The sequence below is a fragment of the Pseudomonas sp. Xaverov 259 genome, assembly GCF_019352915.1.
GTDB lineage: Bacteria > Pseudomonadota > Gammaproteobacteria > Pseudomonadales > Pseudomonadaceae > Aquipseudomonas.
This window is the reverse complement of the sequence record NZ_JAAAFV010000027.1, coordinates 29,886-42,601: the sequence shown is the minus strand read 5'-3', so window position 1 is coordinate 42,601 and position 12,716 is coordinate 29,886. Positions and strand designations below refer to the sequence as shown.

Genomic DNA, 12,716 nt, shown 5'->3' with positions numbered 1-12,716 from the left:
TTTTTGGGTGATATCAATATGCTATTTTGGTATTTAAATTTTACTTTTTATACCTTTAAAGTTCGCGCTATCCGGCGTTACCCTCGTCGGAACGGACAGCGCCCGCCGCATTACCATGCGGCGTCATGGACTCAAGATGACCTTCGATTTTGCTTTTATCCTCAGCACCTTGCCGGCGTTTCTAAAGGCCGTGGGGGTGACGCTGCAAGTGGGCTTGATCGCCATTGCCACCTCGTTGCTGGTGGCGCTGATCAACGCCGCATTGCTGGTGTTTCGCACGCCCTACCTGTCACGCCTGGTGGCGCTGTATGTGGAGCTGGCACGCAATACACCGCTGCTGATCCAACTGTTTTTCGTGTACTTCGCCTTGCCGGCCCTGGGCTTCAACATCTCCGGGTTCTGGGCGGCGATCATCACCATGACCTTCCTCGGCGGCGCCTACCTCACTGAAGTGCTGCGCGCCGGGGTGGAAGCGGTGCCGCTGGCGCAGATCGAATCGGGCAAGTCCATCGGCCTGTCCGACTGGCAACTGCTGCGCCACGTGATCCTGCCCCAGGCCGGTATCCTCAGCCTGCCGGCGCTGTTCGCCAATTTCATCTTTTTGCTCAAAGAGACCACCGTAGTGTCCGCCGTGGCGGTGCCGGAGATTCTCTACACCACCAAGAGCTACATCGCGCTCTACTACAAGACCTACGAAATGCTCGCCGTGCTGACGCTGATTTGCGTGTTGCTGTTCTTGCCGCTGTCGCTGTTGCTCAGCCGCCTGGAAAGGAGGCTCCAGCATGGCCAGTTCGGGTCTTGAGTTATTGTGGGTGTCGTTGCCGCAATTGGGCAAGGGCGCGGCGCAAACCCTGTCGATATCGTTTTTGAGCATCGCCTTCAGCACCGTCGGCGGTGTGTTGTACGGCGTGTTGCGCACTTTGAATAACTGGCTGATCAACGCGGTGCTACGGGTTTACCTGGAACTGTTCCGGGCGATCCCGGTGCTGGTGTGGTTGTACCTGCTGTTTTTCGGGCTGCCGATCTTCTTTGGCCTGAGCATTCCAAGTTTCTGGTGCGCGGTGCTGGTGCTGTCGCTCTGGGGCGCCAGCGAGGTGGGCGAGGTGGTGCGTGGCGCGCTGCATTCGCTGCCACGTGGCCAGCGCGAGGCAGGGTTGTCGATTGGTTTATCCGACCCGCAACTGTACGGCTACGTATTGCTGCCCCAAGCCCTCAAACGCATGACGCCGCCGACCATCAACGTCTACACACGCATCATCAAGACCAGCTCGCTGGCGGTGCTGATCGGCGTGGTGGATGTGATCAAGGTCGGCCAGCAAATCATCGAGCGCACCTACGAGTCGGTACTGATCTACGGCGTGCTGTTCCTGTTTTTCTTTTTCATCTGCTACCCGTTGTCGGCCGCCTCCAAGGTGCTGGAACGGCGCTGGGGCCAGGCATGAGCGCATTGATCGAGTTCCAGGGTTTCAACAAATTCTTCGGCGAGGCGCAGGTGCTCAAGGGCATCGACCTGAGTGTGCAAAGTGGCGAAGTGGTGGTGATCCTCGGCCCCAGTGGCTGCGGCAAAAGCACGTTGCTGCGCTGCCTTAATGGTTTGGAAGTCGCCCACAGCGGCAGCCTGCGGTTTGCCGGCAAGGAGCTGCTGGACAAAAACACCGATTGGCGCCAGGTGCGTCAGGAGGTGGGCATGGTGTTCCAGAGCTACCACCTGTTCCCGCACATGAGCGTGCTCGACAACATCCTGCTCGGCCCGTTGAAAGTGCAAAAACGCAACCCACGCGAAGCCCGTGAGCAAGCAGAGAAACTGCTGGCGCGCGTAGGTCTCGCCGACAAGCGCGACGCCTTCCCGCGCCAGCTGTCCGGCGGCCAGCAGCAACGCATCGCCATCGTCCGTTCGCTGTGCATGAACCCGCAGGTCATGCTGTTTGATGAAGTCACCGCCGCCCTCGACCCGGAGATGGTCAAGGAAGTACTGGAAGTGATTCAAGGCCTGGCCCGCGATGGCATGACCCTGTTGATCGTCACCCATGAAATGGCCTTCGCCCGCGCCGTCGCTGACCGCGTGGTGTTTATGGAGGCCGGTCGCATTCTCGAACACAACACCCCCGAGGCATTCTTTACGAACCCGCAAACCGCACGCGCGCAGCAGTTTCTGGAGAAGTTCTCCTTTGTTTCAACACTGCCCAAAAAGACCAAGGAATTGGAGCTGATATGAAAAAACTACTGCTGCCACTGTTTGCCGTTGCCTTACTGGCCGGCTGCGATAAAAAGGCCGAAGAGCCTGCCAAACCCGTCGCTGCTGCCAGCTACATCGACAAGATCAAAGCACGCGACAAGCTGATTGTCGGCGTGTTTACCGACAAGCCACCCTTTGGTTTCGTGAACGAAGCGGGGCGCTATGTGGGGTTTGATACCGACATCGGCCGCCAATTCGCCAAGGACCTGCTGGGCGATGAAAACAAGGTCGAGTTCGTAGCCGTCGAGCCGGCCAGCCGTATTCCGTTCCTGCAAAGCGACAAGGTCGACCTGATCCTCGCCAACATGACCGTGACGCCGGAGCGCAAGGACGCGGTGGACTTCACCAACCCCAACCTCAAAGTTGCGGTACAAGCCCTGGTGCCGAATGACAGCGCGGTGAAAAGCCTGGATGACCTGGCGACCCGCACCACCATCGTCACCACCGGCACCACCGCCGACATCTGGCTGACCAAGAACCACCCGGACTGGAAACTGCTCAAGTTCGAGAAAAACTCCGAGTCACTGCAAGCCCTGTCGGCCGGTCGTGGCGATGCCTACGCGCAAGACAACCTGGTGCTGTTCAGCTGGGCCAAGCAAAACCCTGGCTACCGCGTGCTGGAAGAGAAACTCGGCGATGAAGCGCCGATTGCGCCGGCGGTGAAGAAGGGCAATATCGAACTGCGCGACTGGGTGAACGCGGAGCTGGCGAAGTTGGGTGAGGAGAAGTTTTTGCTCAAGCTGTATGACCAGTATGTGCGTAAGGAATTGAGCGATGACACCAAGCCTGAGAGTGTGATTGTTGAAGGCGGTAAGTGGCAGGGTTGATCCGTTGCTTTTGTGGTGACTGATCTACCGCTTTCGCGAGCAAGCCCGCTCCCACATTTTGATTTGTGCATACCTTCAAGTGTGGGAGCGGGCTTGCCCGCGATGAGGCCCTTCCAGGCACCGATTATTCCGGCCAATGCCAGGCCGGTGCATCCAGAATCCCCTGGCCGACAATCTGAGTCTGCCCCATCACCTTCTCCAGCACGATGCAATTGCATTGCTCATCCTGCTGCAACGCCGCAATCAAGCGGCTGGCATGCGACACCACCCACACCTGGCACTGCGTCGAGGCCTGGATAATCAAGCGCGCCAACGCCGGCAATAAGTCCGGGTGCAGGCTGGTTTCCGGCTCGTTGAGTACCATCATGGTCGGCGGCCGTGGCGTCAGCAGTGCCGCGATCAGCAGCAGGTAGCGCAAGGTGCCGTCTGACAATTCCGCTGCCGACAACGGCCGCAGCAAACCTTCCTGATAAAACTCAATCGCAAAACGCCCGCCTTGCAACGGCTCGATATTCAACCGCGCGCCGGGGAAGGCATCACTGACTGCGCGTTGCAACGCCTCGGGGTCGCCGATTTCGCGGATGGTCTGCAATGCTGCAGCCAAGTCGCGCCCGTCGTGATGCAGTACCGGCGTGCGCGTGCCCAGTTGCGGCTGGCGCACGGGTGCATCCACATCACTGCGAAAATGATCATAAAAACGCCAGCCACGAATGCTTTCGCGCAGCAGCAACACTTCCGGCGAGCCACGCAGGCTGCCGACCTGATCGAACAGGCTGTGGTAGTTGGGCGTGTGCTGGGCCAGTACATCCCAGGCGCGGCCATCACGGGCGCGCACCATCGGCCCGGAGCGCTGCACCAGCAGGCTGGCCGGGCGGTAGATGTGACCGGCCCAGATGCATTCTTTCTTTACCTCCGGGTCCAGTTGGAACGCGGATAGGGTCTTTTCCGGCAAGCCAAGGGAGATTGCGTAGCTGAAATCCTCAGCGGCAAACCCCAGGCGCAGGCGTTTGACGCCCTGGCGCACGGTTGGCTCAACGGCCACCTCGCCATTGCGCATGCGTCGGCTGACGTTCTCGGGCCCGGCCCAAAAGGTCGAATCCAGCCCGCCTTCACGCGCCAATGCATTGATCACCCCGCCTTGGGCGGTTTCGGCCAGCAAGCGTAAGGCGCGGTACAGGTTGGACTTGCCGCTGCCATTGGGACCGGTCACCAGGTTCAAGCGGTCCAGCGGCACCACCAGTTTATTGATCGAGCGGTAGTTGGCCACCGCGAGGGTTTTGAGCATGTGTATTTAGTCGGCGTGGGAACCCTTGGAGTATGGGATGCTCCATGCAGATAAGGAACCCTGATCTAAGCTCACAGTCGCATACTCACTGTCACATCGCGTCACGCAAAAGGAGCCTGCATGGGCGGTCGTATTTACACCTGTATTTTCGGACTTGGCCTGCTGACGCTGTTGAGCGGCTGCGGCCAGGAAAAGACCGAACCCAAGGAACATTCGCGGGTGTTTGTGCAGACCGTGCAGCCCGCGGATTTTGCCGCGGCCGTGACCCTGACCGGCGATATCCAGGCCCGCGTGCAAACTGACTTGTCCTTTCGCGTGGGCGGCAAGATCATCCAGCGCATGGTCGACGTGGGCGACCGCGTGACCGCCAAGCAAGTGCTGGCCAAGCTCGACCCCAAGGATTTGCAGACCAATGTCGATTCCGCCCAGGCCCAGGTCGTGGCCGAGCAGGCGCGGGTCAAGCAAACCGCTGCCGCCTTTGTGCGCCAGGAAAAGCTCTTGCCCAAGGGCTACACCAGCCGCAGCGAATACGACGCCGCCCAGGCCGCGTTGCGCAGCAGCCAAAGTGCCCTGGCTGCCGCCCAAGCCCAATTGGCCAATGCCCGCGAACAACTCGGCTACACCGCGCTGATCGCCGATGCGCCGGGCGTGATCACGGCGCGCCAGGCCGAAGTCGGCCAGGTGGTGCAGGCCACCGTGCCGATTTTCAGCCTGGCCACCGATGGTGAGCGCGATGCGGTGTTCAATGTCTATGAATCCTTGCTGGTGGAGCCGCCGCCCGATGCGCCCATTACCGTGAGCCTGCTGGACAACCCGAGCATCAAGGCGGTGGGTAAAGTGCGTGAAGTCACGCCCGCCGTGGCGGCCAATACCGGCACCGTGCAAGTGAAAATCGCCCTGCAATCGCTGCCCAAAGGCATGCAGTTGGGTTCGGTGGTCAGCGCCACGGCCAACGGCCCGGCCAAGGCCAGTATCGAGCTGCCGTGGTCGGCGCTGACCAAAGACCTCAACGAACCCGCCGTGTGGCTGATTGACGGCGACGGCAAGGCGCAACTGCACAAAGTGACGGTAGCGCGCTACCTGACCGGCAAAGTGATCATTGGCGATGGCCTCAAAGGCGGCGAAAAAGTCGTGGTGGCCGGCGGGCAATTGCTGCACCCCGGCATGATCGTCGAGATCGCCCAACAAGGAGTCCAGCCATGAAGCGCCTGACGGCATTGCTTGCCGCCAGCCTGTTGTTGGCCGCCTGCTCCAAAGAGGAAGCGCCGCCCGAGCCCGTGCGCCCGGTGCTGTCCATGGAAGTGAAGTCCGAAGACCAGGAAACCCTCGGCCGCTTCGCCGGCACCATCCAGGCCCGCTACGAAAGCAACCTGGGTTTCCGCGTGCCCGGCCGTATCGCCCGCCGTGCCGTGGATGTTGGCGCCGAAGTGGAGAAGGGCGCCTTGCTGGCGGTGCTCGACCCCACCGACCAGCAAAACCAGTTGCGCGCCGCCCAAGGCGACCTCGCCCGGGTGCAGGCGCAGTTCATCAACGCCCAGGCCAACGCTCGGCGCCAGCAGGAACTGTTCAATCGCGGCGTCGGTGCCCAGGCCCAGCTGGATGTGGCCCAGACCGACCTGAAAACCACCCAGGCGACCCTTGATCAAGCCAAAGCCTCGGTCAACCAGGCTAAAGACCAACTCAACTACGCCGAACTGCGCACCGACCACGCCGGTATCGTTACCGCCTGGAATGCCGAGGCCGGCCAAGTGGTCAGCGCCGGCCAGCAAGTGGTAACGCTGGCGCGTCCGGACATCAAGGAAGCGGTGATCGACCTGCCCGCCGGGCTCGCCGAGCGCCTGCCGCCGGACGTGGTGTTTCTGGTCGCCGGGCAGCTCGACCCCAGCGTCAATACCACCGCCATCGTGCGCGAAATCGAACCCCAGGCCCAAAGCGCCACGCGCACCCGCCGCGCGCGCCTGACCCTGGCCGAGACGCCACCTGCGTTTCGCCTTGGCACGGCCATCAGCGTGACCTTGAGCAGCGCCATCGCTCCGCGTATCGAACTGCCGTTGACCGCGTTGCAGGAAGTCGACGGCAAGACCCGCATCTGGCTGCTCGACACCCAAAGCCAGACCGTGCAGCCGCGTGACGTCACGGTGATCAGCCGCGATGCCAACAGCGCCCTGCTTAACGGCGGCGTCAAACCCGGCGAACGCATCGTCACCGCTGGTGTGAACAGCCTGAAACCCGGGCAAAAAGTCAAAATCGACGAGGACAGCCCGCGATGAAAGGGAGCTTCAACTTATCCGACTGGGCCCTCAAGCATCAGTCCTTCGTCTGGTACCTGATGTTCGTCGCGCTGCTGATGGGCGTGTTCTCCTACATGAACCTGGGCCGCGAGGAAGACCCGTCGTTCACCATCAAGACCATGGTGATCCAGACCCGCTGGCCGGGCGCGACCCAGGAAGAAACCCTTAAGCAGGTCACCGACCGCATCGAGAAAAAACTCGAAGAACTCGACTCCCTCGACTACGTGAAAAGCTACACGCGGCCGGGTGAATCCACGGTATTCGTATTCCTCAAGGACACCACCAGCGCCAAGGCCATCCCGGAGATCTGGTACCAGGTGCGCAAGAAGATCGATGATATTCGCGGCACCTTCCCCCAGGGTTTGCAGGGGCCGTCGTTCAACGATGAGTTTGGTGATGTGTTCGGCTCGGTGTATGCCTTTACCGGCGACGGCCTGTCGATGCGCCAGCTGCGCGACTACGTAGAACAGGTGCGCGCCGAGATCCGTTCGGTGCCGGGGCTGGGCAAGGTCGAGATGATCGGCCAGCAGGACGAAGTGATTTACCTGAACTTCTCCACGCGCAAACTGGCGGCGCTGGGCATTGATCAGCGCCAAGTGGTGCAAAGCCTGCAATCACAGAACGCCGTGACCCCCGCCGGGGTGATCGAGGCCGGGCCGGAGCGGATTTCGGTGCGCACGTCCGGGCAATTCGCCTCGGAAAAAGACCTGGCCAACGTCAACCTGCGGCTCAATGACCGCTTCTATCGGTTGGCGGACATTGCCGATATCAGCCGTGGCTACGTCGACCCGGCGCGGCCGATGTTCCGCTTCAATGGCAAGCCGGCGATCGGTTTGGCCATCGCCATGCAGAAGGGCGGCAATATCCAGTCGTTCGGCAAGGCGCTGCACACGCGCATGGACGAACTGACCGCTGACCTGCCGGTGGGCGTTGGCGTGCATAAGGTTTCCGACCAGGCCGAAGTGGTGGAAGAAGCCGTCGGCGGCTTTACCAGCGCCTTGTTTGAAGCGGTGATCATCGTGTTGGTGGTGAGCTTTATCAGCCTCGGCATGCGTGCTGGCCTGGTGGTGGCGTGCTCGATTCCACTGGTGCTGGCGCTGGTGTTTGTGTTCATGGAATACAGCGGCATCACCATGCAGCGGGTGTCGTTGGGCGCCTTGATCATTGCCCTCGGCCTGTTGGTGGACGACGCGATGATCACCGTGGAGATGATGATCACGCGCCTGGAAAAAGGCGAAACCAAGGAGCAGGCGGCGACTTACGCCTACACCTCCACAGCCTTCCCGATGCTTACCGGTACGCTGGTGACCGTCGCCGGTTTTGTGCCGATTGGCCTCAACGCCAGTTCGGCGGGTGAGTACACTTTTACCCTGTTCGCGGTGATTGCCGTGGCCATGTTGGTGTCGTGGGTGGTGGCGGTGCTGTTTGCGCCAGTGATTGGCGTGCATATCCTCAGCGCCAACGTAAAGCCGCATAACGCCGAGCCGGGGCGTATCGGCCGCGCCTTCAATGGCGGCATGCTCTGGGCCATGCGCAACCGCTGGTGGGCCATCGGCATTACCGTGGGCCTGTTTGTGGCCTCGGTGTTTTCCATGCAGTTTGTGCAGAACCAGTTCTTCCCGTCCTCGGACCGCCCGGAAATCCTGGTCGACCTCAACCTGCCGCAAAACGCCTCGATCAACGAGACGCGCAAGGCCGTCGACCGCCTTGAAGCAATCATCAAGGACGACCCGGACATTGCGCGTTGGAGCACCTATATCGGCCAGGGCGCGATTCGTTTCTACCTGCCTTTGGATCAGCAACTGGAAAACCCCTACTACGCGCAGTTGGTCATCGTAAGCAAAGGCCTGGAGGAGCGCGGCGCCTTGATTGCGCGCCTGCAAAGGCGCCTGCGTGATGACTTTGTCGGCATCGGCAGTTATGTGCAGCCGCTGGAAATGGGCCCGCCGGTGGGGCGGCCGATTCAATATCGTGTGTCGGGCAAAGACATCGACCAGGTGCGCAAACACGCGATCGAACTGGCAACGTTGCTGGATCAAAACACCCACTTGGGCGAGATCATCTACGACTGGAACGAACCGGGCAAAGTACTGCGCGTGGACATTGCCCAGGACAAGGCGCGGCAACTGGGGCTGTCGTCGGAAGACGTGGCGCAGTTGATGAACAGCGTGGTCAGCGGCGCCTCGGTGACCCAGGTACACGACGATATTTACCTGATTAACGTGGTCGGCCGCGCCGAAGATGCCGAGCGTGGCACGCCGGAAACCTTGCAGAACCTGCAGATCGTCACGCCCAACGGCACCTCGATTCCGCTGCTGGCCTTCGCCACCGTGCGTTATGAGCTGGAGCAGCCGCTGGTATGGCGTCGCGACCGCAAGCCGACGATCACCATCAAGGCCTCGGTGCGCGACGAGATGCAACCCACGGACCTGGTGAAACAGCTGGCGCCGACCATCGACAAATTCAGCGCCGAGCTGCCGGTGGGTTACAAGGTGGCCACCGGCGGCACCGTCGAAGAAAGCGGCAAGGCCCAAGGCCCGATTGCCAAGGTGGTGCCGCTGATGCTGTTCCTGATGGCGACCTTCCTGATGATCCAGCTGCACAGCGTGCAGAAGATGTTCCTGGTGGCCAGTGTCGCGCCGCTGGGCCTTATTGGCGTGGTGCTGGCGCTGATTCCCACCGGCACGCCCATGGGCTTTGTGGCGATCCTCGGCATCCTTGCGCTGATCGGTATTATCATCCGTAACTCGGTGATTCTGGTGACGCAGATCCACGAATATGAAGTGGCCGGCTACACACCGTGGGACGCGGTGGTGGAAGCCACCGAGCACCGCCGCCGGCCGATCCTGCTCACTGCAGCGGCGGCCAGCCTGGGCATGATCCCGATTGCGCGGGAGGTGTTCTGGGGGCCGATGGCCTACGCGATGATTGGCGGGATCATCATTGCCACCTTGTTGACGCTGCTGTTTTTGCCGGCGTTGTATGTGGCTTGGTACAAGATTCGCGAGCCGAAAAAAGAACAGGCCTGACCATCGGAGCCTTCCTAAAAGGATGTGGGAAGGTTCTTTGAAACACTTTTCGAACATTTTCTGAGGGTTATGTGCATTACCCTCCGGGCCTGATCTTGTCTGGAAGGCCCGTGCCATGCGTCATTTTTTGCTGGTTGTCTGCCTGTTTCTGTCTCCATTGGCATTAGCCGGTACTGTGTTGGAAAACGCCCTGTGGCGTGTCGAACTCGACCCCGCCACGCTCGCGCTGAGTGTCACTCCCGCAGGCGAGGCCGCTGTGCAGGCGTCCAGCGGGGTGGCTGCCCATGCTGTCAGTGATATGCAGGCGGGTGCCGAGCAGGCTGCCTGGCAGTGGGACAACGGCGCTTATCACCTGTCGGCTCGCCTTGAGCAACGCGACCTGTCCCTGACCATCAGCGCCCGCGAGCCGGGTGAGTTGCCGCTGCTGCGCCAACCCGCGGCGGCCATGGGCAAGGGCTTGATCTGGCCCTTGGCCGAAGGGCATTACATACCGGCCGGTAACGCCGTATGGAAAGCGTTTCTGCTGGAGCAGGGCGAACTCAATACCACTCAGGATCTCAGCCTGCCGCTGTGGGGCATGGATCACGGCCGCTTCACATTAAACTGGTTGCTGACCAACCCCTACAACAACCATTTGCAATGGCAGGCCGACGGCCAGGGCCTGGCACTCTCGGTGGCTCACGAATTTACCCGTCTTGACCCCACGGCGCCGATGACCTTGCGCTTGCACCTGGGCGACGCCGACCCCTTGGCCGGCGCCAAGCGCTATCGCCAATGGCTGGTGGAGCAAGGCCGCTATGAGCCGCTGGCCGACAAGCTGCGGCAAACGCCGGAGGCCGAAAAACTGCTGGGCGCCAGCCATATCTACCTGTGGGGCAACAGCCTGCTGACACGGGCCGATGTGCGGGATTGGCCACTACTGGTCAAGCGCTTGCGCGGCCATGACCTCAAAGGGTTATTGGACAAAGGGGCTGCTCAGGTTCTGGCCCAGGCCACCGCCTTGAATCGCTATGAGCAAGGTGTCTTGCTGCGCGGCCTCAATGGGGCGATCAACCAGCGAGCGCGGCAGGCATGGCAAGTAGAAGACCCGGACATGACCCGACTCGCCGCCCGCTATGGTGAACTGCGCAGCGAGCTGGCCAAGGACTTTGCCGGGGCCTTGACCGGCACCCCCGAGACCTGGGGCAACCAGACGATTCAATCCCTGCGCGACGCCGGCCTGCCGCGCCTGTTACTGACCCTGGGCGAAGGCTGGGAAGGCGGCCTGTGGCACCCCGAAGCGATTCGCGCCGGTGTCGAGGCTGGTTACCTGGTAGCGCCTTACGATTCTTACGAGACCGCCTTGTCCGCCAGCGAAAACCCGGACTGGACCACCGCGCACCTGGGCGCCAAGGCCTACCGCGACTGTGCGATTGTGCTCAAGGACGGCAAGTTGAAGACGGGCTTCCAGCAATCGGGCCACTACATCGACCCGCGCTGTATACGGCCTTCACTGGAAGCGCGGGTGAAGGCCGTGCAGGCCAAAGCCGGTTTCAACGCCTGGTTCCTGGATGCCTACGCCACCGGCATGGTGTTCGACAGCTACCGTGACAGTGCGCCAATGACTCAGGCGCAGAACGCTGAAGGCAATATCGACGCCTCCCGCTGGATCAGCACGGTACTCAAGCTGCCGGCGGGCTCCGAAGATGGCAATGCCAGCACTGCTCAAGGCACTCTGTTTGCCCACGGCATGCAGACGCCGGTGATCGGCTGGGGCGATCGGCAGATGACCCAGGACAAGCAGTCGCCCTATTACGTCGGCAACTGGTACCCGCCGGAACAGCCGGCGGTGTTCTTCAAGCCTGTACCGTTGAAAGAGCCGTTGCGCACGCTGTACTTCGACCCGACGACGCGCCTGCCGCTGTACCAGGCGGTGTTTCACGGCTCGGTGATTACCACCCACCATTGGCTGTTCGACAGCCTGAAGCTGAGCAATGTGCGGGCCGAGAACGAGCTGACCCAGTTGCTCTACAACGTGCCGCCGCTGTATCACCTGACGGATGCGACCTTTGCGCAGCGGCTGCCAGTGATCCAGCGTCAGGACCGCTTTTTCAGGCCGTTGCATCAGCGTTTGGCGGCTCAGGCGATGACCGATTTTCGTTGGCTGACAGCGGACAAAAAGGTGCAACAGACTACCTTTGCCGATGGCACAAGGTTGGTGGCGAATTTTTCTGTGCAGGAGCAAGCAGGGTATGTGGGGCGCAGTGTGACGGCGTTGGTGGCGGGTGAAAAACCGGTGGTGTATCAGGTCCAATGACCGTGCCGCAAAGACCTTCGCGAGCAAGCCCGCTCCCACATTTTATCGCATTCCAATATTGGAACTCGGTCAAATGTGGGAGCTGGCTTGCCTGCGAAAGCGTCTGACCAGGCAACCGAGTTCTAAAGCTTGCGCCACACACTCGCCAACCAAGGCTGCTGCTCCCGCGGCAACCCGGCCGGTCGGTAGTAATGCTCCAACTCCACAAACCCCGCCGCCGTCAGCAAACCCCGCCACGCCTCGAGGTCGTGATAAGACCCGTACCGAGGCCCGTTCCAGCCTTCCTGGTTCTCACCTCGAGGGTTGGAACTGAACAACACACCACCCGGCTTCAGCGCCCCATGCAGCTGCTTGAGCACCCGTGGCAGTTCCTGCTTGGGAATATGAAACAGCACCGCATTGGCAAACACCCCATCAAAGCGCGCGGCGGGTAAAGCCAGCTTCAGAAAGTCCTGCTGCAACACCTCACAACCACTGTCTTCACGCGCCATCTGCGCAAAGCGCTCAGAGCCGTCCAGCCCCACGGCGATATGCCCCATGCGCGTAAACGTGCGCAAATCCCGCCCAGGGCCGCAGCCGAAATCCAGCACGGTGAACGGCGCCGAGCCGTCGATATGCCGCAGCAGGGCGTCGATGTTCTGGCTCACATCGTGATCGCGCGTGCCTTCGCGGAAGTCTTCGGCGACTTTGTTGTAGTGGCCGAGGGTGGTGGTGGTGATTTGGTTGAGGTCGTCGGGCTTTAGGGTCATGAC

The 12,716-nt window shown here is 61.3% G+C and carries 10 protein-coding genes; 8 read left to right on the top strand and 2 right to left on the bottom strand.

The genetic code is table 11. From position 1 onward, the window contains the following. Positions 1 to 136 precede the first annotated feature (136 nt). The 4 genes from K0H48_RS09505 to K0H48_RS09490 are packed head-to-tail and all read left to right on the top strand — an operon-like array spanning position 137 to position 3,063. Positions 137 to 802 (top strand): amino acid ABC transporter permease, encoded by a 666-nt coding sequence (locus tag K0H48_RS09505; protein WP_003187615.1) that lies wholly within the window; start codon positions 137 to 139, stop codon positions 800 to 802. Continuing rightward, the gene (locus K0H48_RS09500) at positions 783 to 1,442 is read left to right on the top strand and encodes an amino acid ABC transporter permease (protein WP_219267278.1); all 660 of its coding nucleotides are present in this window, start codon (positions 783 to 785) and stop codon (positions 1,440 to 1,442) included. Before K0H48_RS09505 ends, K0H48_RS09500 begins: the two co-directional genes overlap by 20 nt. Beyond that, complete coding sequence (locus K0H48_RS09495; protein WP_219267277.1) at positions 1,439 to 2,215, top strand: amino acid ABC transporter ATP-binding protein; 777 nt, start codon at positions 1,439 to 1,441, stop codon at positions 2,213 to 2,215. Before K0H48_RS09500 ends, K0H48_RS09495 begins: the two co-directional genes overlap by 4 nt. After that, the gene (locus tag K0H48_RS09490; protein ID WP_219267276.1) at positions 2,212 to 3,063 is read left to right on the top strand and encodes a transporter substrate-binding domain-containing protein; all 852 of its coding nucleotides are present in this window, start codon (positions 2,212 to 2,214) and stop codon (positions 3,061 to 3,063) included. The genes K0H48_RS09495 and K0H48_RS09490 overlap by 4 nt, the downstream gene beginning before the upstream one ends. Positions 3,064 to 3,187: 124 nt before the next feature. Here K0H48_RS09490 and K0H48_RS09485 read toward each other — a convergent pair whose 3' ends face one another. Beyond that, positions 3,188 to 4,348, bottom strand: coding sequence for an AAA family ATPase (locus tag K0H48_RS09485; protein WP_219267275.1), 1,161 nt, complete (start codon positions 4,346 to 4,348; stop codon positions 3,188 to 3,190). 120 nt (positions 4,349 to 4,468) lie between these two features. Between K0H48_RS09485 and K0H48_RS09480 the strand changes: the two genes are divergently transcribed. The 4 genes from K0H48_RS09480 to K0H48_RS09465 all read left to right on the top strand — a co-directional run bounded on the left by K0H48_RS09480 (position 4,469) and on the right by K0H48_RS09465 (position 11,964). Then, positions 4,469 to 5,551 carry an efflux RND transporter periplasmic adaptor subunit gene (locus K0H48_RS09480; RefSeq protein WP_219267274.1) on the top strand — a complete coding sequence of 361 codons (1,083 nt, stop codon included), beginning with the start codon at positions 4,469 to 4,471 and terminating at the stop codon, positions 5,549 to 5,551. Then, on the top strand, positions 5,548 to 6,618 hold the full coding sequence (locus K0H48_RS09475) for an efflux RND transporter periplasmic adaptor subunit (protein ID WP_219267273.1): 1,071 nt from the start codon (positions 5,548 to 5,550) through the stop codon (positions 6,616 to 6,618). Before K0H48_RS09480 ends, K0H48_RS09475 begins: the two co-directional genes overlap by 4 nt. Next, the gene (locus K0H48_RS09470; RefSeq protein WP_219267272.1) at positions 6,615 to 9,668 is read left to right on the top strand and encodes an efflux RND transporter permease subunit; all 3,054 of its coding nucleotides are present in this window, start codon (positions 6,615 to 6,617) and stop codon (positions 9,666 to 9,668) included. Before K0H48_RS09475 ends, K0H48_RS09470 begins: the two co-directional genes overlap by 4 nt. A 115-nt stretch (positions 9,669 to 9,783) precedes the next feature. Then, positions 9,784 to 11,964 carry a glycoside hydrolase gene (locus tag K0H48_RS09465; RefSeq protein ID WP_219267271.1) on the top strand — a complete coding sequence of 727 codons (2,181 nt, stop codon included), beginning with the start codon at positions 9,784 to 9,786 and terminating at the stop codon, positions 11,962 to 11,964. A 122-nt stretch (positions 11,965 to 12,086) separates the two neighbouring features. Here the strand turns inward: K0H48_RS09465 and K0H48_RS09460 are convergent, their stop codons facing one another. Beyond that, positions 12,087 to 12,713 (bottom strand): bifunctional 2-polyprenyl-6-hydroxyphenol methylase/3-demethylubiquinol 3-O-methyltransferase UbiG, encoded by a 627-nt coding sequence (locus K0H48_RS09460; RefSeq protein WP_219267270.1) that lies wholly within the window; start codon positions 12,711 to 12,713, stop codon positions 12,087 to 12,089. Between the last annotated feature and the right edge of the window lie 3 nt (positions 12,714 to 12,716).